General features: G+C 40.9%; 20 protein-coding genes. 1 reads left to right on the plus strand and 19 read right to left on the minus strand.

Annotated features, from left to right (window positions below; translation table 11 throughout):
• Positions 1-45 precede the first annotated feature (45 nt).
• The 12 genes from G613_RS0111050 to G613_RS0111105 form a co-directional block, all read right to left on the minus strand.
• Entirely contained in the window at positions 46-1,854 is a 1,809-nt protein-coding gene (locus G613_RS0111050; protein ID WP_029232694.1) for an ABC-F family ATP-binding cassette domain-containing protein, read from the minus strand.
• A complete protein-coding gene (gene ybaK / locus G613_RS0111055) occupies positions 1,851-2,327 on the minus strand; it encodes a Cys-tRNA(Pro) deacylase (protein WP_029232695.1) in 477 nt (158 codons plus the stop codon). The genes G613_RS0111050 and ybaK overlap by 4 nt, the downstream gene beginning before the upstream one ends.
• A gap of 34 nt (positions 2,328-2,361) precedes the next feature.
• Positions 2,362-3,534, minus strand: coding sequence for an iron-containing alcohol dehydrogenase (locus tag G613_RS0111060; protein WP_029232696.1), 1,173 nt, complete (start codon positions 3,532-3,534; stop codon positions 2,362-2,364).
• Between the two features lie 106 nt (positions 3,535-3,640).
• Complete coding sequence (locus G613_RS0111065; protein WP_029232697.1) at positions 3,641-3,943, minus strand: hypothetical protein; 303 nt, start codon at positions 3,941-3,943, stop codon at positions 3,641-3,643.
• Positions 3,944-4,145: 202 nt separating this feature from the next.
• Positions 4,146-5,792, minus strand: coding sequence for a putative manganese-dependent inorganic diphosphatase (locus G613_RS0111070; protein ID WP_029674859.1), 1,647 nt, complete (start codon positions 5,790-5,792; stop codon positions 4,146-4,148).
• Positions 5,785-6,666, minus strand: coding sequence for a tRNA lysidine(34) synthetase (locus tag G613_RS0111075; protein WP_029232699.1), 882 nt, complete (start codon positions 6,664-6,666; stop codon positions 5,785-5,787). The genes G613_RS0111070 and G613_RS0111075 overlap by 8 nt, the downstream gene beginning before the upstream one ends.
• A 44-nt stretch (positions 6,667-6,710) precedes the next feature.
• The gene (locus G613_RS0111080) at positions 6,711-7,907 is read right to left on the minus strand and encodes a hypothetical protein (RefSeq protein ID WP_029232700.1); all 1,197 of its coding nucleotides are present in this window, start codon (positions 7,905-7,907) and stop codon (positions 6,711-6,713) included.
• A gap of 145 nt (positions 7,908-8,052) precedes the next feature.
• On the minus strand, positions 8,053-8,853 hold the full coding sequence (locus G613_RS0111085) for a hypothetical protein (RefSeq protein ID WP_029232701.1): 801 nt from the start codon (positions 8,851-8,853) through the stop codon (positions 8,053-8,055).
• 97 nt (positions 8,854-8,950) lie between these two features.
• Positions 8,951-10,681 (minus strand): ABC transporter ATP-binding protein, encoded by a 1,731-nt coding sequence (locus G613_RS0111090; protein WP_029232702.1) that lies wholly within the window; start codon positions 10,679-10,681, stop codon positions 8,951-8,953.
• A 1-nt stretch (position 10,682) separates the two neighbouring features.
• The gene (locus G613_RS0111095) at positions 10,683-12,401 is read right to left on the minus strand and encodes an ABC transporter ATP-binding protein (protein ID WP_029232703.1); all 1,719 of its coding nucleotides are present in this window, start codon (positions 12,399-12,401) and stop codon (positions 10,683-10,685) included.
• 59 nt (positions 12,402-12,460) lie between these two features.
• Entirely contained in the window at positions 12,461-13,924 is a 1,464-nt protein-coding gene (locus G613_RS0111100; RefSeq protein WP_029232704.1) for an RsmF rRNA methyltransferase first C-terminal domain-containing protein, read from the minus strand.
• A gap of 87 nt (positions 13,925-14,011) precedes the next feature.
• Positions 14,012-14,383, minus strand: coding sequence for a metal-dependent transcriptional regulator (locus G613_RS0111105; RefSeq protein WP_029232705.1), 372 nt, complete (start codon positions 14,381-14,383; stop codon positions 14,012-14,014).
• Between the two features lie 149 nt (positions 14,384-14,532).
• On the opposite strand from G613_RS0111105, the gene G613_RS0111110 reads away from it, so the two are divergent.
• The gene (locus G613_RS0111110; RefSeq protein WP_035774630.1) at positions 14,533-15,615 is read left to right on the plus strand and encodes an acyltransferase family protein; all 1,083 of its coding nucleotides are present in this window, start codon (positions 14,533-14,535) and stop codon (positions 15,613-15,615) included.
• A 50-nt stretch (positions 15,616-15,665) separates the two neighbouring features.
• Here the strand turns inward: G613_RS0111110 and rny are convergent, their stop codons facing one another.
• The 7 genes from rny to G613_RS0111145 all read right to left on the minus strand — a co-directional run bounded on the left by rny (position 15,666) and on the right by G613_RS0111145 (position 23,848).
• Positions 15,666-17,213, minus strand: a complete 1,548-nt coding sequence (rny, locus tag G613_RS0111115) for a ribonuclease Y (RefSeq protein WP_029232707.1) — start codon at positions 17,211-17,213, stop codon at positions 15,666-15,668.
• Positions 17,214-17,427: 214 nt separating this feature from the next.
• Positions 17,428-19,152: a methyl-accepting chemotaxis protein gene (locus tag G613_RS0111120; RefSeq protein WP_029232708.1), complete on the minus strand. Its 1,725-nt coding sequence runs from the start codon at positions 19,150-19,152 to the stop codon at positions 17,428-17,430.
• A 12-nt stretch (positions 19,153-19,164) separates the two neighbouring features.
• Positions 19,165-20,622 (minus strand): extracellular solute-binding protein, encoded by a 1,458-nt coding sequence (locus G613_RS0111125; protein ID WP_029232709.1) that lies wholly within the window; start codon positions 20,620-20,622, stop codon positions 19,165-19,167.
• A 161-nt stretch (positions 20,623-20,783) separates the two neighbouring features.
• Positions 20,784-21,407 (minus strand): regulatory protein RecX, encoded by a 624-nt coding sequence (locus G613_RS0111130; protein ID WP_029232710.1) that lies wholly within the window; start codon positions 21,405-21,407, stop codon positions 20,784-20,786.
• Positions 21,408-21,468: 61 nt separating this feature from the next.
• Complete coding sequence (recA, locus tag G613_RS0111135; RefSeq protein ID WP_029232711.1) at positions 21,469-22,554, minus strand: recombinase RecA; 1,086 nt, start codon at positions 22,552-22,554, stop codon at positions 21,469-21,471.
• Positions 22,555-22,898: 344 nt separating this feature from the next.
• Entirely contained in the window at positions 22,899-23,435 is a 537-nt protein-coding gene (locus G613_RS0111140) for a J domain-containing protein (RefSeq protein WP_029232712.1), read from the minus strand.
• 26 nt (positions 23,436-23,461) lie between these two features.
• On the minus strand, positions 23,462-23,848 hold the full coding sequence (locus G613_RS0111145) for a GerW family sporulation protein (RefSeq protein ID WP_029232713.1): 387 nt from the start codon (positions 23,846-23,848) through the stop codon (positions 23,462-23,464).
• Positions 23,849-23,850: the final 2 nt, after the last annotated feature.

The following is a 23,850-nucleotide window of genomic DNA, read 5'->3' on the forward strand; positions in this document are numbered from 1 at the left end:
CACGACGGTTCCGGTCCAATATGGATTATCCTCCGGATTGTTGCATTACTTAAAACTATCAACCAGTTCCTGTAATTCAACGTATCTTTCCATTTTTCGCTCAATCTCAGCATCCACATCTTCCTTCTCTTTGCTAAGTTTCATGAGCTTTGGAAAATCTGTAGCAGCCTCTGCTATTTCTGTTTCCAGTTCAGCGCTGCGTTTCTCAAGCTTTTCTATTTCTGATTCGATACTGTCGTATTCTTTCTGCTCTTTATAAGAAAGCTTTGTTTTCTCCCTGGGAGACTGGTATTTTGCCTTAGCAGGCTTTTCTTCAGTTTTCTGATTTTTACCGTTGCCCTTACTTACAGAGATTTCAGCTTCCTGTATTTCTTTTTTATGAACAAGGTAATCCGAGTATCCACCTTCACTTTGCTGCAAATGACCATCTGCTTCAAAAGAAAAGATCCTGGTAACTACTCTGTCAAGGAAGTATCTGTCATGGCTTACTGTAATGATGATGCCTGCAAAGCCATCGAGGTAATCCTCCAATATTCTAAGGGTCTGAATATCCAGATCATTAGTAGGCTCATCAAGAATAATGACATTGGGCTGTTCCATAAGTACCTTAAGTAAGTATAGCCTTCTCTTTTCACCGCCGGAAAGCTTGGATATAGGTGCATACTGCATATCAGGATCAAACAGGAATCTGTCGCACATCACAGAAGCAGAAACAAGGCCATCTGCAGTCTGTATAAACTCTGCAATGTCCTTAATATAATCGATTACTCTTTTGCTTTCATCTAAAGCTTCATTTTCCTGGCCAAAATATCCGATTTTGATGGTCTGACCAATCTCAACAGTACCTGAATCCGGAGAAATCGCTCCAATAATACATTTAAGAAGAGTTGATTTACCACAGCCATTAGGACCGATTATACCGATTCTATCAAGCTTGTTGAATGTATATGAGAAGTCTGTAAAAAGAACTTTCTCGCCATAGCTTTTGGATAGTCCCTCCAAAATTATGGTCTTATTACCCATTCTGGTAGGAAGAGAATTAAGTTCTACCTGGCGTTCTTCTTCAGGGCGCTGTCTGTCGCGGAGAGCCTCAAACCTTTGAATATGGGCCTTCTGCTTGGTGGAACGAGCTCTTGCGCCTCGCAGCATCCAGGTAAGGTCTTTCCTATAGAGAGCCGCAGCCTTCCTCTCTGCAGCCTGCTCATAGTCCATACGCTGCTGCTTAAGTTCCAGGTAACCTGAGTAATTGGACTCATAACGATAAACACTACCCTTGTCAATTTCCAGAATCTGATTGGTTACCTCATCAAGGAAATATCTGTCATGGGTAATCATCAAAAGAGCTCCTCTAAAGTGCTGCAAAAACTCTTCCAGATATTCAATCATCTCGGAATCAAGGTGGTTGGTAGGCTCATCCAGAATCAAAAGATCTGAAGGAGTCATGATAGCTGCCACAAGAGCAGCTCTTTTCTTTTGGCCTCCGGATAAGACTGTTACACTACACTCAGGATCATCAATTCCAAACTTCGCAAGATTAGCCTTGATTTCTCCCATTTTGTCCCAGTTATCGTTACCTGCATATATCTTTTCAGTAATGTTTTCAAGCAAAGTTTTATTTACATCAAACACCGGGTTTTGGGGAAGATATGAGATTCGAAGGCCATTACTGATTACAACCTGTCCCTCATCCGGTTCTACAACACCTGCCACAATGGATAGGAGCGTTGATTTACCGGTTCCGTTGGTTCCGACTATTCCAATCTTGTCAGTGTCTTCTATTCCGACGGAAATCCCGCTCAGAACAGGCTTGGACATATATGTTTTTGATACATTTTCTACATTTAAAATATTCATACTATCAGATCTGCCAAGCTAATTCTTGCAACCGTAATAAGGTCCTGTGGAGTTAGCTCTATTTGGAAGCCTACCTTTCCTGCGCTTACATATACTTTGTCAAAAGAAGTAGCCGTTTCGTGAATAAATGTCGGAAACTGCTTCTTCATACCGATTGGTGAACAGCCGCCATGAACATAACCTGTTAAAGGAAGTAACTCCTTTTGTTTGATCATGCTGACTGCTTTTTCACCACAGGCCTTGGCTGCCTTTTTAAGATCAAGTTCCTCCTTAACAGGAATTACAAACACATAGTAAGCATTACTCTTTCCCTGTGTCACCAGAGTCTTGAAAACTTTCTCCGGTGTCTCGCCCAGTATGCCCGCAATCTCTTCACCTGTCATGGTGGCGTCAGGTTCATAGGAATGGCTTACATAAGGTATTTTCTTGCCATCAAGAACCCTCATTACATTTGTCTTTTCTTCTTTTTTCATATTTCAAAAATGTCCTTGTTTATTATTGCGTATATCAAAGTGCTGCCCTATAAATCTTCTCTACAGCCGCAGCATCAAGAGGTCTGATTCTTGAAAGCTTAACTGTATCGTTCAATGTTGCATCAAGAGCAAGGGCCTTTATATCATCATCAGATGGATAAACTCCCAGCTCGCTGATACGTACAGGCATTCCTATGTTTTTAAAGAACTCTACAGTCTTCTCAATTCCAAGAAGAGCTTTCTTGTCGTCATCGCCTTCAGTAATACCCCAGACCTTATCAGCAAACCTGGCAAATCTTGGAAGAGCCTCCTTATACAGTTCTTTTGCCCAAGACCCCCATACAGCTGAAAGAGATGCTCCATGTGTTGCATCATATTTAGCTGAAATGGCATGGCCTAATTTATGTACAGAAAAATCCTTTCCTCTTCCGCATTCAGTGAGGTTATTGTGAGAAAGGCTAGATGCCCAGAACACTTCACACATTGCATCATAGTTACTTGGATCATCAACTATAATTCTGCCATTTTTAATAACAGTTCTGATAAGTCCCTCTGCAATCTCGTCCGTCATATCACATTGAATACCCGGAATGAAGTATCTCTCCATGGTATGCATCATTATATCGGTAACACCGGCAGCCAGCTGATTCTTGGGAAGCGTCATTCCAAGGGCAGGGTTAACAATTGCAAAGCGGCATCTGTTAAAGTCAGTATTTATGCCGGCTTTCTTGCCAATAGCTTCATTTGTCAGAACCGCTGAATCACTCATCTCACTTCCTGCAGCGGCTATAGTAAGAACTACGCCAACAGGCATAGACTTTGTAAGCGGGACCTTTTTTGTCCACAGCTCCCAAAGATCATATTCAGGATTAGCTGAGCCGTGAGCAATGGCTTTTGCTGTGTCTATAGCGCTTCCGCCGCCAACAGCAATTATCATATCTGCGCCAAAAGAAAGAGCTTCTTTAATTCCTTCCATCGCATGAGCCAAAGTAGGATTAGGCTTTGCCCCGCCAAACTCCTTGTATTCCACTCCTGCATCAGATAAAGATTTCTCAACTCTGCTTAGGAGACCACTTTTTATAACACTGCCTTTTCCAAAAACAATAAGGGCTTTATTACCATATTTTTTGGCTGTTTCTCCTGTCTGACTTTCTGTGTCTTTTCCAAAAACAACTTCTGTTGGTGCATAGTACTTAAAGTTTTCCATAGTCTTCTCCCTTTCTTCACATGTTCTGGCTAAATCATGACTTAACTAGTGACTTCTCAGCAAAAGAGCTCCAAAGCATTCGCTCCAGAGCTCATTTAAGTTCTTTTCAAAGTGCTATATGCTGATCCTCGGCACCCTCAAACAATCTCTTACCATTGAATTCAGCATCGGTAACGTAGGTTATAATACCTTTTTTTCCAAGCTTCTTGCGGCCATACAAAACCAAGTGTATTCTCTTATCCTCAGTCATGTACTCCTCGGAAACTTCATTAAAATCATCGCTTTTCTCTACAACATTTTTGAAATCCGACACAAAAGCAGGTATGATCACCGCTCCTATGCTCTGGCCCTGATTCGGACCATAAATCCCCATAATTTCATGCAACAACTTCATTCTAAGTTCATCCATATCGCTTCCCCCAAAGCTTTCATATTTTTTTGAACTTATGCGAAGGCATACATGTTACATGCCGATTTGATTTGCACAGATAGATGATAAGTGTATATGCGTACAATCCGATTTGATTTGTTTACAAATCATCGGAGGATTGGACACATATATACGCATCATCTACTTGCAAATCATAGAGGCTCGTCATATATGCCGAGCATTACTGCTGAATTGTTTCTACGATTGATGGAAGGAGCTGTTTCTTACGAGATACCACTCCAGGCAAGATCGCGCTGTTTCCCTCTACATTAACACCAAATGCAGAACCAAGGGTGTGCTGAGCCTTATTTCCTGCAAAAACAACTTCTGATGATTCATCAATAATATTAGTCAGCATGAAGAACAGCATATCAAGGCCATCATCTGAAGCTACCTTCCTAAGCTCAGGCTGAATCTTTTCCTTGATCTCTGAAAGCTCCTCTGCACTCATAGAGTTGATCTGTCCGATACCGATAGTCATATCATCAACAGTAAACTTCTTGAAATCCTGATGAAGAATTTCAGTTGCAGTCTTGTCACTAAGATTAGATCCGGCATGGAACATCTCTTTTGCAAAGGATTCATAATCAACACCTGCAATAGCTGCAAGCTCTTCGCCGGCGTTCTTATCAATAACAGTACAGGTAGGTGACTTGAACATAAGTGTATCTGACAGGATTGCTGCAAGAAGAAGTCCTGCAATAGTCTTGTCTATCTCTACCTGGTACTCTTTGTACATAAGGTAAATAATAGTACAGGTTGATCCAAGAGGCTGGTTTCTGAAAAATACCGGGCCTGCTGTCTCAATAGTACGAAGTCTGTGATGATCTATGATCTCCAGAATCTCTGCACTGTCTGCTCCGTTAACAGCCTGGTTCTTTTCGTTGTGATCCACCAAAATAAGCTGTTTCTTGCGAGCACCCAGGAAGTTTCTTCGGCTGATCATACCAATGTAATGGTCATCCTTATCAAGAACAGGGAAATATCTGTGTCTCATCTGTGCCATCACTTCCTGAATATCTTCGATATAATCATCCATGTGGAAACATACAAGACCATCTTTTTTCATTACATGCTCAATTGGCATACTCTGGTTGATAAGTCTTGCCACAATGAAGGTATCATGTGGAGTTGTGATAATCTTGGTGCCATGCTCTCTAGCCTGAATCTGGATAGTCTTGGCAACATCAGCGCCCTCGCAGACAATGATACATCCGGCGTTCATCTCAATAGCGCAAAGCTGCATGTCATATCTGTTACCAAGGATAACAACATCGCCCTCCTCAATAACATTTTCCATCATATCAGGGTTAGCTGCAGCAATAACAACTTTGCCTTTGTGGAGGACATCATCTATATCTCCCACAATCAGTTCTCCGTTTAAGGTTTCAACAATATTTCTATAGCAGGTCTTAGCTTCAGAAAGAATCTTAGGATCAATAACATCCATGTAGGTCTCAACGATATCATTGGTTGTAACAATACCATTAAGATCCGCACCCTCAGTAATACAAAGGGTAACAACTCCGGCGTCTCTCATCTTGGCCCAGGCATTCTTAAGAGAAAGATTTCTGTCTATGCCTTCAAGCATTCTTATCTCCATGTCCCTGACCTGAGTTCTCACGTCCTTAACATAGGCTGGGGTCTCTACTCCAAAATGAGAAAGAACAAACTGTGTCTCCTCATTGAGGTGTCCCGCTCTGCAAGCGATGTAATTTCCGCCTGTTATCTTTCTTTTTAAATTAGCATATGTAATAGCTGCACAAATAGAGTCCGTATCCGGATTCTTGTGTCCCATTACTATAACCGGTCTATCCTGTTTATTCATCAAACTTTTCTCTCCTGATATTGTCATAATCCTCAAGGAAGTGATGTCTTATTCCATCCTTATCTTTATAACATATTAACGCATTTATACTTACATTTTCTACACTTTTAAAAATATTTGATTCCAAATACGGATTAATCTCTCGTAATTTACGAATTATAGCCTTTGTTTCTGCCCTCTTGGATACTGAACTGTCATTGTGAAGATTACCTTCCTTTTCAAGCCGCTCAGTAAGCTTGCAGGCACATCTGATAAACTTAAGCTCATTATAATTCATCCAGTGGATAATGTCTTCTTCTCTCACAAGATAAAGGGGTCTTATAAGCTCCATTCCATCAAAGTTCGTGCTGTGAAGCTTAGGCATCATGGTCTGGATCTGACCTCCATACATCATGGCCATAAAAATAGTCTCGATAACATCATCAAAATGGTGTCCAAGGGCAATCTTATTACAGCCAAGCTCCTTGGCCTTACTGTAAAGAGATCCTCTTCTCATTCTGGCGCATAAATAACAAGGAGATCCACCAACCTGGGTAGTTACATCAAAAATCTCCGTATCAAATACTGTAAGCGGAATATTCATAAGCTCCGCATTATGTAAGATATTCTGGTAATTGGCATCACTATAGCCGGGATTCATGGCAAGAAAAATAACCTCAAAGTTGTGCTTGCCGTGACGGGCAAGCTCCTGAAAAAGCTTAGCCAGAAGCATAGAATCCTTACCGCCTGAAATACATACAGCAATCTTATCCCCATCCTGAATAAGATCATAGGTATTGATTGCCTTTGTAAACTTACACCATATTTCTTTTCTGTATTTTTTTATGATCGACCTTTCAATTTCACGGCAGCGATCTGTGCTTTTTTCAGCCATTAAAACCTCCGACTGTTCTAAAAAACTACTATTTGCCTGTAATGTTAATCAATGCTTGTGAAAAGAGATAAATACTCATCGCACTCCTCAACGCTCTCACCGTAGGTAATCACATAACCTACATAGCCCTTATATATGAAAACATACTGCTTCTCATAAATATGAAAACCTTCAAAATTAAGGTCAACCAAAACTCCCTTATAGGGTTTGCCGCAGAATTCGCCATCCATCGTTTCGATAGTGACATCATCAGCATCCCACTCCTTCTTAAGAGCAGCTTTATTGATATACTGCTTCATATCAACGCCGTCAAGCAAAGTATCATCATCAATTCCGTAGTACTTAACCCTGACAATGACTTCTCCAAGAGATAAATCATCTGTGGCTTCTGCGCACATCTCGGTTCTGATAACTCCGTCGTTGACATCATCCGAAAGAGAAGTAAGGAAATCCTCACTGTCTGCACCATCCATGTCTGCAATACTCTCATTAGAAGAATATACCATTGTGGAAGGAAGCACAAACTTTATTCCAAGAGCATTACTTGTGAAATACTCTCCATCAATTTCAAATGCCTCATATTCGGTCACATACTGATCAAAAACAAGAGGTCCGATATCAACGGACATATCTTCCGTTGCTTCTTCAGAAGCACTGCTTTCGCCAAGTATATCTGCAAATGAATCGGTTTCTTTTGACTCCGACTCTGAAGCAGTTAATGTATCATCAGCTGAGAAATCAGCAGCTGTCTTAGTATAACGAAATGTAACAAAAGCTTCAGCCAGATACAAAACAACAATTACAGCGCTAAGAATAAGACCAATAGTCTTGTACATATTATCATCTTCTGTAAACATGAAGTTTCTATGATCAAAGTAAACATAGTTAATAATAAGAAGAATAATTCCCGCAGCAATAGCTGAAAACAGGCTTGAAGCGTCGATTCCTGCACGTATATTAATCACAGCAGTTACGATACTACTTAGCACTGTTACCGCATTAAAGATAAGCAAAAGCTTAGGAGCAAAAGACATTTTCTTGCGAAGTTCATAATGTACGCAGAATGCTAGTACTGCCATTAAAAGGTACTCGATTGCTGTGAAATTTTCTAAAATGTCGAAGCCACCATCGATTGTTATGCTAGTCAAACCCATCATGGCACTTATTACTATTGCAAGGGGAAGCTGAACAAATATTATAAATTTGTACCATCCCATTTTCTGTTCATACTGTGTTTCCATTTATTCCACCTCATCTAAATAAAAATTAGCGTCAAACGAACTTTCCAAGTATATCATTTTGATTATTTGAAGTAAATGATAATAATCTAATAAAATAACAAAAGAGAAGATACGTATTGCCGCGCATCTTCTCTTATATAAATCATCACTTGCTCTCTATTGATTTCATAAGCTGGTCAGCAAGATTGCTAAGTTCCTCAGTACTCATAAGTTCATGTGTAGTGGTAAGATTGTTATACTTAGCTTCTGCAAGCTGCTTGTCGATATCATCCTTGCAGGGTGGATAAAACCAAATTGAAAGAGATTTATCATTATTATCACTTGGATAAGCATCCAAAATTACTGTGCAGTTGTCTGCAAGCCACATAAATCCGTTGTTCTCATCAGTATGTACATAGCACTCTCCATAGTAATCCTCAAAGAGTTCTCTGTACTTATCAACCTTTTTGGCTCCCTCTATATCATAAATCCACACTTCTGATAATTTATTGTCATCATACTGGAATGTGAGGGAGGTAAAGTCATCATCTTTAATAGCCGGATGTCTAAACTTAGCCTCATAACGGTTGCTGCTTCCAAAAGAGTAATCTTTTTTCTCATACTCTTCTGACGTAATACCAAGAGTATCACAAGTAACTGTATATGCATAATCCCAATCAGTTCCAAAGAGGCAGAATGGATTCTTCATCCAGTAATCATGAATAGATTTCTTAGCCTCTCTAAGCTGATCATAATTGGTAACTTCAGCCTTCTGCTCCTCTGTCAGAGCATCATAAGCCTCAAACAGGCTTTCAACTTCCTTCTTATCGTCGTAGGTTATTTCCCCCAGCGCCTCTATCCTGTCAATTACAGCCTGCGCCTCTTCAGAAATCTTAGGCTCAGTACTGCCACAACCAGCCAGCATAGCAGCAACAATAAGTGTCGCAAATAAAACTTTCTTCTTCATATAAAAATAACTCCCCTTTCCTTAACAACACGCTCTAAATTATATCACAAACTGTCAAGGAAAAAAGTTGCACGCCCCTTCACATTTTTCTTTTATTTTATGCGAACTGGCTGTTGTAGAGCTGGTAGTAGAAGCCCTGTTTATCCAGGAGCTGCTGGTGGTTACCCTGCTCGAGGATGTGGCCATCTTTCATGACGAGGATTACGTCGGCCTCACGGATGGTGGAAAGTCTGTGGGCTACGATAAAGCTGGTTCTGCCCTGCATCATCTTATTAAAGGCTTTCTGGATACGAATTTCTGTGCTGGTATCAATTGAGGATGTAGCCTCATCAAGGATCAGCATAGGAGGAATGCTCAGCATAACTCTGGTGATACAAAGAAGCTGCTTCTGACCCTGAGAGAGATTACCTCCGTTTTCTGAAATTACTGTATCATAGCCGTTAGGAAGACGCTTAATAAAGCTGTGGGCATGGGAAGCCTTGGCTGCTTCTATTATCTGCTCATCAGTGAAGCCTTCTCTTCCGAGAGTTATGTTGTCCTTAATTGTACCGTTACGTAGCCAGGTTTCCTGGAGAACCATACCAAAATTCTCTCTAAGGTCGCCCCTTCTGATATCTCTGATGTCATTAAGGTCAACCTTGATGCTGCCCTTATCCACATCATAGAATCTCATAAGGAGGTTGATAAGTGTAGTCTTACCACTTCCTGTAGGACCTACAATTGCTACTCTCTGGCCCTTCTTAATATCAAGATTAAGGTCCTCAATGAGCTTTTTATCCTTGTCATAAGAAAAAGCTACATCCGACAAAAGAACATCACCATTTAGTTTAAGATCCTTAGGCGCATTTTCTTTATCAGAAATCTCAGTCTTTTCCTCAATAAGTCCAAATACTCTCTCAGCGCAGGCAAGAGCATTCTGAAGCTCGGTTACAACGCCTGAGATCTCATTAAATGGCTTGGTGTACTGATTGGCATAGCTAAGGAAAATTGTAAGTCCACCCACAGTCATTCCACCTGCTATGCAGGCAAAAGCTCCGAACAATGCGACAGCTGCATAAACTATATTATTGATAAATCTTGTACTTGGATTTGTAAGTGATGAAATAAATGTTGCTCTGATGCTGGCATCCTCAAGTCTTTCATTTATATCATCAAAAACTTCCATGTTCTCATCTTCATGAGTAAAGGCCTTAACCACAGAAAGGTTACCAACCATCTCATCTACAAAGGCTGTCTGATCTGAACGAGCCTGGCTCTGGGCCTTAAAAAGCTTAAAGGATCTGTCTGCAACAAACTTGGCTACAAACAGAGAAAGTGGTGTCAAAACCACAACTACAATCGCTATCTTAAAGTTAAGATAGAACATAAACACAAGAGTTCCTACGATAGTCACAACTCCGGTAAAGAGCTGTGTAAAGCCCATGAGAAGGCCATCTGAAAACAGATCAACATCTGAAATGATCTTAGATACAATGTCTCCTGTCTGCTTGGTATCAAGATACTCAAAAGGAAGCTTTTGCAGTCTTTCAAAGGCCTCTTTTCTCACATCCCTTACTACCGCAAAAGTTATCTTATTATTGGCCTTGTTCATGATCCACTGACAAACCGAGATTAGCGCAACACTCACAACAAGATTTGTAAGGATTTTACCTATTTTAACGAAATCAACATTTCCCTTACCAACAATATAGTCTATTGCACGACCTGCCAGAATCGGCACATACAACGACAAAAGAGCTGTTACGATAGCCAGCGTCATAGAAACAAAAATAAGGAAACGATATTTACCTGCATAGCGCAGAACTTTTTTAAGTGTACCCTTCTTCATGTCACGCCTCCTTCTTAAACTGTGAATCATAGATTTCTTTATAAAGATCACAGTTTTCAAGGAGCTGCTCGTGACTGCCGATACCTGCCACAACTCCATTATCAAGAACTACTATCTTATCGCAGCCCATAACCGCAGAGGTTCTCTGAGACACAATAAAGGTTGTAGGCGGATTTTCCATTTCCGCAATGGCAGCCCTGAGGTTCTTATCTGTAAGATAATCAAGAGCTGAAGCACTGTCATCAAGGATCAGGATTTCAGGCTTTCTGACCAGGGCTCTTGCGATCGTAAGTCTCTGTTTCTGACCACCGGAGAAATTTTTTCCTCCCTGAGCCACCATGAAATCAAGTCCGCCTTCTTTTCCATCCACGACTTCTTTTGCCTGGGCGATGATAAGAGCCTCTTCTATCTCTTTATCCGTGGCATCAGCCTTGCCCCACTTCATGTTATCTCTGATTGTTCCATGGAAAAGAACTGCCTTCTGAGGAACAATACCAATCCTCTCGCGAAGAGCCTCAAGGCTGTACTCTTTAACGTTCTTGCCATCAATTACCACAGATCCGTCTCTGACATCATAGAACCTTGGAATAAGATTTATAAGAGAAGACTTACCACTACCGGTTCCACCGATAACGCCGATTCTCTCACCTCTTTTAGCGCTAAAAGAAATATTCTCAAGAGAATCCTCGCTGTCTCCCTCATAACGCATAGAAACACCATTAAACACCACGTGCTCAGCTGTTTTTTCAAAGGTAGTAACAGTGCCATCTGCCATGGAGGATTTAAGTTCCATAAGTTCCTGGACTCTGTTTCCGGAAGCAACCGCCTTGGTCATAGTCAGAACAAGGTTCGCAAGTTTAATAAGCTCAACCAGGATCTGAGTCATGTAGTTATAAAGAGCTACAACCTGTCCCTGGGTAAGTTCTCCTGAATCAACAAGGAACGCTCCCTTATAGATCAGATACGCTATAGAAAGATTGAGAATAGCATAAGTAAGAGGATTCATAAGAGCTGTTACTCCTCCTACGAACTTTTGCATTCCCATGAGCACATTATTCTGCTTGTTGAATTTGTCTTTTTCTTCCTCTTCAAGGCCAAAAGCTCTAATAACCCTTACACCGGTGTGATTCTCTCTGGTGTATCTAAGAAGAACATCAAGTCCTCCCTGAATCTTTTCATATCTTGGAATGCTCCAGGCAGTAATAGATACAACTACTATGAACAAAAGAGCTATAGTTACCGCAAATATACCGGCCTGCCTAGCATCGATCGTAAAGGCCATAACCAGGGCACCAAACACCACAAAAGGCGAGCGAAGAAGGAGTCTTATTGTCATGTTGACTCCCTGCTGTACCTGGTTCATATCGCTGGTCATTCTGGTGATCATGGCCGCGTTTCCGATTCTATCCATATCCGCAAAAGAAAGCTTTTGAATATTATCAAACAGCGCCTTCTTGGTCTTTTTGGCAAAGCCTGCAGCGGCCTTTGCAGCAAAAAACTGAGCTGTAACAGCACTGACAAAGCCAACAAAACACAGCAAAATGAGAATCAGGCACATTCTGATAACATATCCCTTATCCCCACCGGCAATTCCCTTGTCGATCATAGCTGCAATTACAAGAGGCACCATCAGTTCGAAGGATGCCTCCAGTAGCTTAAACAAAGGTCCTAATATGGTTTCTTTTTTGTAATCATTTAGATAGACTAATAATTTACGCAATTTATCAAACCTCTAATTCTATATGCTCCCTCACAAAGAAAATAGCTTTTATAATATAATCAGTAGTTAATCCTCAGTCCCTTAGGATAATGGTTCTTGAGCATTCCTCCCGCCTGTTTGGCCCAGCCGATGCTATATCCATCCACAGTAATAAGTGTCCAGCCCTTGGCGGCATCCTTGCCACATCTGATGGTCTGACCATTCAAATACTGCCTTATGTCTGCACTGTCCTCGGTAAAAGAAACAGCGTTTAAAGCATCTTCTTTTCTAATCGCAAGAGCCAGCGCATGTGAAGGCTCAAATCGGTCTTTTTTGATAGTTCCAAGATGGAACCCAGGCCTCATACATTTAAGGCCGTTTATACCAGGCATTCTGCTATCGCAGATATAGAGCTGCTCTCCAAACATAAACATGGTTCCGGCAAGACTGCTTCCGCTCTTTAGCAGCTTAGCTTCTCTATCGGCAAATTCCAGGGTTTCATCTGCAAACTCCCAGAAAAGCTTTTGCATTTCTTTCTTGGCAGGAAGATTTCTTCCACCTGGAACATAGTTATCTTTTTCCCTGTCTATCAGATTTCCGTCTCTTTCAAGAACACATAAGAAATGGCCCTCACCTTTTAACTTATGAGGCCATAGTCTTATAGCTTTTCTGACTTCCTCGAATAATTTGTCCTTATCGTCTTCTGTAAGGCCGCACTCAGAAAGGCACTTATATGAAATCCACTCAGGTCTGGCATTTTCCATGCCTTCATACAGCTTAACCTCTTTAACATGGAAATCAGGGTGACTATTAAGGAATCTGAAAATAGACTCCTCATTTTCCCTAGCTGCGAAGGTACAGGTCGAATAGACAAGCCTTCCTCCCGGAAGAAGCATCATAGCGGCGTGTTCTAGAATCTGAGTCTGCCTTTCTCCACAGATTTCTACGTTTTCCGGGCTCCATTCAGAGGAAGCATTCTCATTTTTCCTGAACATACCTTCCCCAGAGCAGGGAGCATCAACCAATATCTTGTCAAAATAGCCTTCAAATACACCGGAAAGACTCTCAGGACTTTCATTTAAAACAAGTGCATTTCTTATTCCAAGTCTCTCCACATTAAGGGACAAAATCTTGGCTCTGTCTCTGTTTATCTCGTTAGTTACAAGGATTCCCTCACCCTTCATCCTTACAGCTATCTGAGTAGACTTACCTCCCGGAGCAGCGCACAGATCAAGAATTACCTCCCCCGGCTGAGGATCAAGGTAAGATACAGGTGCCATAGCACTGGGCTCCTGTATGTAATATAGTCCTGCCTCATGATATGGACTCTTTCCCGGAGTAGCCTGGCTATCATAATAATAGCCATTTTCTTCCCAAGGAACCTGCTCAGTGGTTGCTACCCTTAAGTCTGTGCCTGCCTTGAGTGTATTTATCCTAAGGCCATGGTATCTTTCTGTGTCTTCGCCAAAGCTTTCTATAAACTTTTCGTATTCATCTTCACCAAGAAGACTACGCATTCTATTACAAAACTGTTCTGGTAACATATTCAAACACCTCAACCACTACTATAACATAACGGGCATAAAAAATCCCCTTTGCAACCTGTGCAAAGAGGATCAAGTATTAGCTAATTACTGCTCCTTATGCTCTTTCATGTACTTCTTAATTCCCCTAAAAGTCTCAGGACTTATGATATGTTCAATTCTGCAGGCATCAGTCTCAGCCACTTCCTCGCTTACGCCGGCAGTCATCATAAGGAACTTGGTAAGATTGGTGTGCTTCTCATACACATGCTTGGCTGTCTTGAGCCCTTCTTCTGTAAGCACAAGTTCACCGTCATCCTCTACAGTAATAAGGCCATTGTCCTTAAGAATACCCATAGCTCTGGATACACTTGGTCTTGAAAATCCAAGTTCATTGGCAACATCTATGGAACGCACCATACCCTTTTTCTTCTTTAAGAGATATATTGTCTCGATGTAATCTTCCCCTGACTCGTGCATCGCTATACCCTCCGTTGTGTTATAGTATTGTGATTATTATATTGCGTGCAATTTATTTTTTCAAGTACTTTTAAATAGGCTTTTCAATTGAATAAACCGGCTCTAATGATGTATCATAGAGTGATGACAATTGAATTTGGGAGCTAGGTATGAATAAAAGATATAATTTCATGAATGTACTAAGAGTATTATCAATGCTCTTTATAGTATTCTACCACATGTTGATAACTCTTTATATAGATGGAATAAGACAACTTGAGAGTATTAGCTTTTTATTTGAAAATGCCAACATGCACATCGCCAAGATTGGCGTCGGACTTTTCTTTATGCTATCGGGAGCAGGGCTAATGCTAAGCTCACATGGTGATGATTTCAGTGCCTTAAAGTTCTACAAAAAGAGATTTTTCAAGATCCTGATTCCATTTTATATAGTTTACTTCTTCTATTTTGTATTTCTGGTTACAATTGGCGAAATGAACTTAAGTAATCCTTTTGGAGACAAGGAGCTCAAGCCCTACAGCTTTATTTTTACCATATTCGGAATGGATGCTTATCTTGAAAACTTTGGTGTGCCAACCTGTTCCCTTGGAATCGGCGAGTGGTTTTTGGGATGTCTTATCCTGATATACCTTCTGTTCCCTGTTCTAAGGCTTAGTATGCTCACAAGCAGAAAAATAGCCATGATAACTTCAACCATTTACTTTGCTTTTATTTGCATTTTCTACTTCTATGTCCCGGCTTTTGTGTTTGTTAATCCCTACATGAATATGGCCTTGAAAATATACGACTTTATTTTAGGAATGAATTTAGTCCTAACCATTAAGAAAAGACGCAAAATCACTCCATTTATATGTGCCGCCATTCTCCTATTCTTTATCCTGTATCCAACGAAAATGGCCGGTACAGAAGACTTTCAGATTCCTATTCAGTGCCTGTGCATCTATATAATATTTGAGGCCCTGGAAAAGATATTTGAAAAGGTTCCAAAGGTTATGAATATAATTGTCATTCTGGCTGCCTACAGCTATGAATATTTCCTTGTACATCATGTAGTCATCATTCACATGACCAAACTTGGGATGAACAAAGCTTTTGGAAACTTACAGATTGTTCTTTTATTTTTGGGAGAAATAGTTCTAACCACGGTTCTGGCAATACTACTCAAGAAATTTACAGGAATAATTTACGAAGTTATTCCTCATAAAAAATCCGATAATCCACAAGTTGGATAAATAATAGAAAAAGGCTATCCAATATGGGATAGCCTTCTTTTGCATAATGATTATTTAGCGTAATCTGTTGCTCTACTCTCTCTGATGATATTAACCTTGATCTGTCCGGGATATTCCATCTCGTCCTCGATCTTCTTGGCAATATCGCGAGCCATGAGCACCATATCAGCATCTGAAACCTGCTCAGGAACAACCATTACTCTGACTTCTCGACCAGCCTGAATAGCAAATGAGTGATCAACACCCTTAAAGCTATTAGTGATTTCTTCGAGTTCTTTTAATCTGGATGTGTAAGTTTCAAGTGTCTCTCTTCTAGCACCCGGTCTAGCTGATGAAATTGTATCAGCAGCTTGTACAAGAACAGCTATAAGAGACTGTGGCTCTACATCGCCGTGATGAGCCTCAACTGCATTGATAACAATCTGTGATTCCTTGTACTTCTTACAGATATCAACACCAAGCTGGATATGTGAGCCCTCAAGCTCATGATCAACAGCCTTACCAATATCATGTAAAAGACCTGCTCTCTTAGCAACTCTTACATCAAGTCCAAGTTCAGAAGCAAGAAGTCCACACAGCTGTGCAACCTCTACAGAATGCTTCAAACAGTTCTGACCGTAACTTGTTCTAAACTTCATACGGCCAAGAATCTTGATAACTTCAGGATGAAGTCCATGAACACCAGCCTCGATAGCGGCATTCTCACCTTCCTCCTTGATCTTGGCAGCTACTTCCTTCTGTGCCTTCTCAACCATTTCCTCGATTCTTGCAGGATGGATACGACCATCTACAATAAGCTTCTCAAGAGCTATACGAGCAACTTCTCGACGAATAGGATCGAAGCCGGAAATAACTACTGCCTCAGGTGTATCATCAATAATAAGATCTACACCGGTCATAGTCTCAAGTGTTCTAATGTTACGACCCTCTCTACCAATGATTCTACCCTTCATTTCATCATTTGGCAGCTGTACAACAGATATTGTAGTCTCGGAAACGTGATCTGCAGAACATCTCTGAATTGCATTAACAACTATTTCCTTAGCTCTCTTATCTGCTTCCTCTTTTGCCTCAGCTTCCATGTTCTTGATCATGACAGCTGATTCGTGTTTCACATCATCTTCAACGATTTTTAAAAGATACTCTTTTGCCTGCTCGGAGGTTAAGCCAGAGATTTTCTCAAGTTCCTGTAGCCTCTGTTCATTAAGCTTAGCAACCTCTTCACTCTTCTTGTTAAGCGCCTCTTCGCGAGCATTAAGACTTTGCTCTTTCTTCTCAATCGCTTCCGATCTCTTCTCGACGTTTTCCTCTTTCTGCTGAACTCTTCTTTCAGAGCGCTGAACCTCGTTTCTACGGTCCTTAACTTCCTTCTCCAACTCGTTGCGTGTCTTCAACGCTTCTTCCTTGGCTTCCAAAAGTTTCTCACGCTTTGTCTCCTCAGCAGTTTTGAGTGCTTCGTCAATAATCTTTCTTGCCCTTTCCTCAGCACTTCCGATTTTCCCCTCAGTTACCTTTTTATGGTATGAGTTTGACAAAACCCAAGTTACAAGTACAGAAATGACAAGAGTTGCTACTACTGCAATAATAATACCTGGCATTACAGGAGCACCTCCTTATTCAATTTTCATTGTACAATATTTTGTATAGTGTGCTGTAAAACACCCATAAATAACGCACATAAATACAATTTTACAACACTTAAATTTTACCTTTTATAAAGTGCAGTGTCAAGAAGTATCCATGGGAATAAAGAAAAGGCCGCATCCACAAAATCGCGGATTTACGGCCTTTTGGGTGAATCAAATATTTACATCAAAATTTGAATTTATTTACTTCTCCATCAAGCTGCTGCGCAATCTGGGCGTTTTCGTTAACTACCGCCTTATTTTCCTTCATGTTATCTGACATTTCAGTAACAGCACCTGCTACATCTCCGATGCCCTTCGCACTTTCATCTACTGCTGTAGCAACATCGCTCATAGCCTGGGATACAAAATTCATGGAGTTCTCGATGTTCTGTGAAGCGTTTTCAACGTTTCTAAGCATCTCTGAAATCTTCTGAGCATCATCCTGATACTGAACACCTGTATCCATAAGCTGCTGATAACCGCCGATTGTCTTATCTCTTACGAAATCAACCATCTTGGTTGCTTCATCAGCAAGCTCTTTAACATTACCAATAACTTCTTCAGAAATAACCTGGATTTTCTTGGCTGTATCAGCTGAACTTGTAGCAAGAGAGCTGATTTCTCCAGCAACAACCGCAAAGCCTTTGCCATGCTCACCGGCTCTTGCTGCCTCAATACTTGCATTGAGAGACAAAAGATTGGTCTGAGAAGCAATTTCTAGGATTGTCTGAGTAAGTCCGCTGATTTGTTCAACAGCACGGGACTTTTCAATCTTATCATTAAGACCTTCTGTCATATTGTCAGCAGCAATCTTGGCTGCCTCAGTCTCTTCCTCAGCATGCTTTCTCATCTCCTTAGCACGCTGCTCCATCTCGCTTGCGTAGTCAGTACCCTCACGAACACTGGTGTACATTCCCTGTACATCTTCTTTGATCTTATTGGTTGAGCCCTGAACCTGAGCAAGAGAAGCTGCGGTCTCTTCCATTGCAGCGCTCATCTGTTCCATTGTTGCGGAAACGCCGTCCAGCTGATCATTGGTTCTAACTGTAGTATCAAGTGCGGTTTCTACAGAACCGGAAAGCTTATTGGAGCTGTCAAAGATAGAATGTACAACGCCTCTGATGTATTCCAAAAGTTCGTTGATACTATCAGCAATATCTGATACTTCATCATTACCTTTAACTTCAATTTTCTGAGTAAGATCACCGTTATTATTAACAAGATCAGTAATCTTCTTATCTACAACTCCAAGTCCATATCCGATACCATTAGCCATAATAGCTGAGATAACTGCGGAAATAACTGCCATAATAATAGCAATGATAATAATTTTTTCGACGATAACCTTCAAAGATTTAACAAGATCATCCACAATGTAGTCTATTCCAAGAACACCCACCACATCGCCTGCCTTATTTGTTATAGGAGCATAAGCAGTTATATAATCAACACCTGCTGCGTTTTTTTCAACAGTCGTTGAAACATATCCTCCGGAGCTCATGGCTGCCTTCATATTTTCAGCACTTGCCCCTGCAACTGGGGTTCCTATAGATATTCCATCTGAGGCAGGTGTAGAAAGGTAAACCATTGATCCGCCTCTTTCTCCTGCTGTATATATAGCGCTGATACTTGCAGAATCTGCAACTACTGCCATATCCTCTCTCATAACGGTATTTGCATAACTTTCATCTGCCCCTGCTTCAAGAAGGCCAAGCAAGTTACCGTTAAGCTGTTTAGCAGCAATCTGGCAAATAGAAAGTGTATTCTTGGCTGCTGACTTTACATAGCTTTGATTAACAGTACTATAAATGGCTATACCCATAACAGCGCAAACAATAATATTTATGATAATACTTCCGATAAGTATCTTGGTCTTTATACTAAGCCTTAAGCCTCTATTCTTCTTCATTGCTCTGCCTCCTTACTCAGCATTCAGTGAATCTACAATCGCTTGGGACATGTATACTCCGTTTGAAGCTTCAAATTCTGCATATGCTGAGTCTATATCAGCCCCATCAACCACTACCTTCTTGACTAAATCCTTCTTAAGAGCCATCAGATCATCATTATAAAGCGAATAAGCCTCTGTACCATAAGGAAGATCTGCCATAACACTGTTCGCATTAAAAAGCTTCAGGGCTTCTGCCTGTTTCTCCGTAATACTTCCGGGATCATTTTCAAGTGTTACAGTGGCAATCATATGATCTATATGGTTTTTTGCGTACTTATCTGAAACAGGACTATATGTCCACAGTAGTTCCATCTCTCCACCATCGTTCATGGTCTCCAGGAAGTACTTGTATACTCCTGAAGGGTTCTTGCATGAGGAGGTGATGCACCATACAGGTGCCACTCTTTCAAGATACGCCCCTGTTTCTGCAATCGGTGGAATTGCTACCAGTTCATTGTCAACCTCTGCCTCTTTTAACTTGTTGGCAAGGGTCTGGGCCCAGTTACCTGCCCAGTAAGTAAATACGCCGTATTCATTGGCATAGAACTTATCTCTGCAGTCTCCTGTACCGTTCTCTGTAATATCCTTGTCTATATATCCATTCGCATAAGCCTCACGAATTCTTGTAAGTGCCGCTTTCATACTGTCTTCCATGAATCCGTCTGCCCAGGCCCCGTCATCTTTTTGATAGAAAGATGGATATGCGTCCTGGTAAAACTCTGGAAGATAGTTAATATACGGAGCCTCATTATTGATAATACCTGCCGCTGAAACGCCGTAAGTATTACCTTTTACTCCATCTCCATCAGGATCTTCCTCTGTAAAAGCCTTCAACATGGCAAGATACTCTGCATAATTAGTTGGGGCACTCATTCCCACATTATCAAGCCAGGCCTTTTTAATATAGGTTATACAGCCATTTCCTCTTGTTGGGCTAATGCCATAGAGCTTACCGTTAATCCTGATTCCATCGATAAGGCTTTCTTTACCCTCTGCCTGTATTCTTGCCTGAAGGTCAGATCCCTGATAGTAAGAAGATATATCTGCCAAAAAATCTGCTGCAGCATATTTAGTGTAATAGGTGGAGCTTAATAGTACTGCATCCGGAAGATTTCCTGATTCAAAAGCTTTAGTCACTTCATCATAATAAACATCATGCTCAGGCTGAATAATTATAAGGTCAATTCCAGTCAGAGCTTCCCACTGTTTTTCAAACTCATCTCTACCATTCTCCTGCGTGATAAGCGTACCATCAACCATAATTGTGATAGATGATGGCTTATCAAAGGACGCACTTCCACTGCCAATAACATCTGCCGAAGTAAGTCCACCACTGATAGCTGCGGTCGAAGCAGAACCGGCGCAGCCACCTAGCATGCTCGCTACTAATAATAATGAGCAAATTATAGTCGGTCTCTTCCTATTCATGGTACCTCCTAGCATAGCTAAACTCATACAAAATATAAAATTGTGCACAACTATTATCACCTATTTCAAGGCATAAAAAAACCGCATTTTCGTATATTTAATCATTTTTTTACGAAACTGCGGTTTTCTTTATATCCTATTTATAAACTCATTTAAGCTAATTATTCGTAGTGATTCATTGCCCTTTTTATGCTCTCAATGGAATAGCCTCTGCGCATTAAAAATGCCATTATTTTCTGCTTATCGTTGTATTCGAGATCCTCACTATAGTGTTTCTTGCTAAGAAGCTTTTCTATCTGCGCCTGCTCAATATCTGTATCAGAATTCTCATTGGCCTCACCACATAATTCATCATATATAGGAACTATAAAGTCCTTACTAAGGCCCTTTCCCATTAAATCCTGTATAATACGATTCTTACTGCGCATTTCCAGATGATAAGTAATGTAGTCTCTGGCAAAGCGTTCATCATCAAGATACTTATAAGACTTTACATAAGAAATTGCTTCATCAACTAGATTATCAGGATACAATCCGTCATTAAGCTTGTCTCGCAGTTGCTTCTCAGTATAGTCTTTCTTCTGAAGGAGGTTCATTGCCCTGAGTTTAGCTCTCTTAGTCAGAAGCGTTCCCGTGATTTCCTCATAGGTACTCTCTAAAATATCAGCACCAACTTTAATACCATATTCTCGAAGTTCTCCCTTGTACAAAACAAATGCAAATTCGCCATCTATATATATCTTGCTACGTTTCTTATCCAGTTCAACAATGTCCGTAACTGTCATGCATCACTCCATTTATAAATAATCGGTGGCCCGAAAGCCACCGATTTAAGCCGAGTACTGATTATTTAGCTGCTTTGGTTCTTCTAGCTGAAGAAGTTGCAGGTTCGTCTGCAGCTGCATCCTCTGCCTTGGCTGCAGGAGCTTCTCCATTTACTGGAAGACCATATTTAGCTCTAACCTTGGCATCGATTTCAGCAAGGATAGCAGGATTATTCTCAAGATAAAGCTTTGCATTCTCTCTACCCTGGCCAATCTTCTCACCTTCATACTGATACCAAGCGCCGGACTTGTTGACAATATCAACACCTGCTGCAAGATCAAGGATATCGCCTGTAGCTGAGATTCCCTTACCGAACATAATATCAAATTCTGCCTCTTTGAATGGAGGAGCAATCTTATTCTTAACAACCTTAACTCTTGTTCTGTTACCGATGTTCTCACCATTCTGCTTGATAGCCTCAATACGACGAACATCCATACGAACTGATGAATAGAACTTAAGAGCACGTCCACCTGTTGTGGTCTCAGGGTTACCAAACATAACTCCAACCTTCTCACGGAGCTGGTTGATGAATATTACAGTACAGTTAGACTTGCTGATTACAGCTGTAAGCTTACGAAGGGCCTGAGACATAAGTCTTGCCTGAAGACCTACGTGTGAATCACCCATATCACCATCAATTTCAGCCTTAGGGACAAGGGCTGCAACTGAGTCAACTACAACAATATCAATAGCCCCTGAACGTACCATGGTCTCTGTGATCTCAAGAGCCTGCTCACCGCTATCCGGCTGCGAAATATAGAGGTTATCAATATCTACACCAATATTCTTGGCATATACAGGATCAAGTGCATGCTCAGCATCGATGAAACCTGCGATACCGCCTCTCTTCTGAACCTCAGCGATCATATGAAGTGTAACGGTAGTCTTACCACTTGACTCTGGTCCGTAAATCTCAATAATTCTTCCCTTAGGAATTCCACCAAGTCCAAGTGCGATATCAAGACTAAGTGATCCTGTTGGGATTGTCTCAATATTCATAGTATTGGATGGATCTCCAAGCTTCATAACAGCGCCCTTACCAAACTGTTTCTCAATCTGTCCAAGTGCCGCCTCTAATGCTTTCTGTTTATCTTCTCTTTCCATACTAATCTCCTTCCAAGAACACCCGTTCTGTATATATAAAATAATAAAACAAACGTTCGGGTGTGTCAACATTAAAAATATAAATAGTTACAATAAATTATGAAACCCCCGGCAGAAACGCCAGACGTGTATGTATCAAGCAGCCCCTCATCTCTGTCATGATCATAGTAACAGATAAGAAGTCCAATATATGGTACACTCACAAATAAATCCCCGATTAACATATACAAGTCATTGCTCTTACGAACAATGACTTGTCAACAATACCATATTATTCCCCACCAAACAAATTAATATTTTATGTATATCTCAATATCGTAGCTAATTGTATGCTATAAAAAACATTAATTGATCATACTGATATCGAATTGTCTGCAAAGTGCCGCATACTCTTCGTTGATTAGCTGAACCATGCTCTGATCCCCTGAAACATTGTCCGGATGGAACATTTTCATCAAATCCTTGTATCTCTTCTTGAGAGTGAGAGGATTATTAACGCCTCTGAACAGAAGATCCAGAGCATCATACTCATTTTCTCTCTGATAAGATTTTTCCCTCTCAAGTCTGATAAATTCAGCCTCCAACTTCTTTTTATCGCTGTTAAGCTGATCAAATCCGTTATTAAGAATTCGAAGCCTCTGGTCAAAAAGAGCCTTGTCGTTATTGAGCTTCTTGGTAGCTGTATCAAGCTTACGCTCTAAAGAGTCCATACGCTCATTGAAAGCAAGCTCATCTGCCTCAAGCTTGGCATACCTGTCCTCAAGAGCACTCTCCTGATTCTCAAGTCTGACACTCTCCTTGAATAACCACAAACGAAGCTGAGCAAGTTCATCTTCGGTTCCGTTTAATATGATTTCTTCGATATTTCTTCTTTCTTCCATATGGATACCCCCTAAGAAAGGCAGTATTACTTATCCTCGTCAGGGAAAGCTATATCTATTGCCTCTTCATCATCCATCATGTTTTCTTTCTTGGATGAGATACGGTCCACAATATCCGGAACAAGATCAAGTACCTTGGTAACAGCATCCTGGTTCTTGATATTTACAAGCTTGGTAGTACCGTTCTTGATCACAAGTACAGCGCTTGGTGACATCTTGGCAGCGAATCCGCCGCATCCACCGTTCTTCTTGTCTGCTTCTGAAGATCCGGCTCCAACGCCAAAAGAAACATCAACAAGCGGAACGATAATTGTATCCCCAACCTTGGTAGCCTCACCGACAACGGTCTTGGCTGCCATAATCTTGTTCATTCCTCCAAGTAAAGACTCCACAACCTCATTAAAATTACTCAAAA

The organism is Butyrivibrio sp. VCB2006 (assembly GCF_000420945.1).
In the GTDB taxonomy this organism is placed as follows: domain Bacteria; phylum Bacillota; class Clostridia; order Lachnospirales; family Lachnospiraceae; genus Butyrivibrio.

Coding starts and splice junctions, on each gene's coding strand:
- G613_RS0111050 (WP_029232694.1), bottom strand. CDS start 1,854: ATGAATATTTTAAATGTAGAAAATGTATCAAAAACATATATGTCCAAG.
- ybaK (WP_029232695.1), bottom strand. CDS start 2,327: ATGAAAAAAGAAGAAAAGACAAATGTAATGAGGGTTCTTGATGGCAAG.
- G613_RS0111060 (WP_029232696.1), bottom strand. CDS start 3,534: ATGGAAAACTTTAAGTACTATGCACCAACAGAAGTTGTTTTTGGAAAA.
- G613_RS0111065 (WP_029232697.1), bottom strand. CDS start 3,943: ATGGATGAACTTAGAATGAAGTTGTTGCATGAAATTATGGGGATTTAT.
- G613_RS0111070 (WP_029674859.1), bottom strand. CDS start 5,792: ATGAATAAACAGGATAGACCGGTTATAGTAATGGGACACAAGAATCCG.
- G613_RS0111075 (WP_029232699.1), bottom strand. CDS start 6,666: ATGGCTGAAAAAAGCACAGATCGCTGCCGTGAAATTGAAAGGTCGATC.
- G613_RS0111080 (WP_029232700.1), bottom strand. CDS start 7,907: ATGGAAACACAGTATGAACAGAAAATGGGATGGTACAAATTTATAATA.
- G613_RS0111085 (WP_029232701.1), bottom strand. CDS start 8,853: ATGAAGAAGAAAGTTTTATTTGCGACACTTATTGTTGCTGCTATGCTG.
- G613_RS0111090 (WP_029232702.1), bottom strand. CDS start 10,681: ATGAAGAAGGGTACACTTAAAAAAGTTCTGCGCTATGCAGGTAAATAT.
- G613_RS0111100 (WP_029232704.1), bottom strand. CDS start 13,924: ATGTTACCAGAACAGTTTTGTAATAGAATGCGTAGTCTTCTTGGTGAA.
- G613_RS0111105 (WP_029232705.1), bottom strand. CDS start 14,383: ATGCACGAGTCAGGGGAAGATTACATCGAGACAATATATCTCTTAAAG.
- G613_RS0111110 (WP_035774630.1), top strand. CDS start 14,533: ATGAATAAAAGATATAATTTCATGAATGTACTAAGAGTATTATCAATG.
- rny (WP_029232707.1), bottom strand. CDS start 17,213: ATGCCAGGTATTATTATTGCAGTAGTAGCAACTCTTGTCATTTCTGTA.
- G613_RS0111120 (WP_029232708.1), bottom strand. CDS start 19,152: ATGAAGAAGAATAGAGGCTTAAGGCTTAGTATAAAGACCAAGATACTT.
- G613_RS0111125 (WP_029232709.1), bottom strand. CDS start 20,622: ATGAATAGGAAGAGACCGACTATAATTTGCTCATTATTATTAGTAGCG.
- G613_RS0111130 (WP_029232710.1), bottom strand. CDS start 21,407: ATGACAGTTACGGACATTGTTGAACTGGATAAGAAACGTAGCAAGATA.
- recA (WP_029232711.1), bottom strand. CDS start 22,554: ATGGAAAGAGAAGATAAACAGAAAGCATTAGAGGCGGCACTTGGACAG.
- G613_RS0111140 (WP_029232712.1), bottom strand. CDS start 23,435: ATGGAAGAAAGAAGAAATATCGAAGAAATCATATTAAACGGAACCGAA.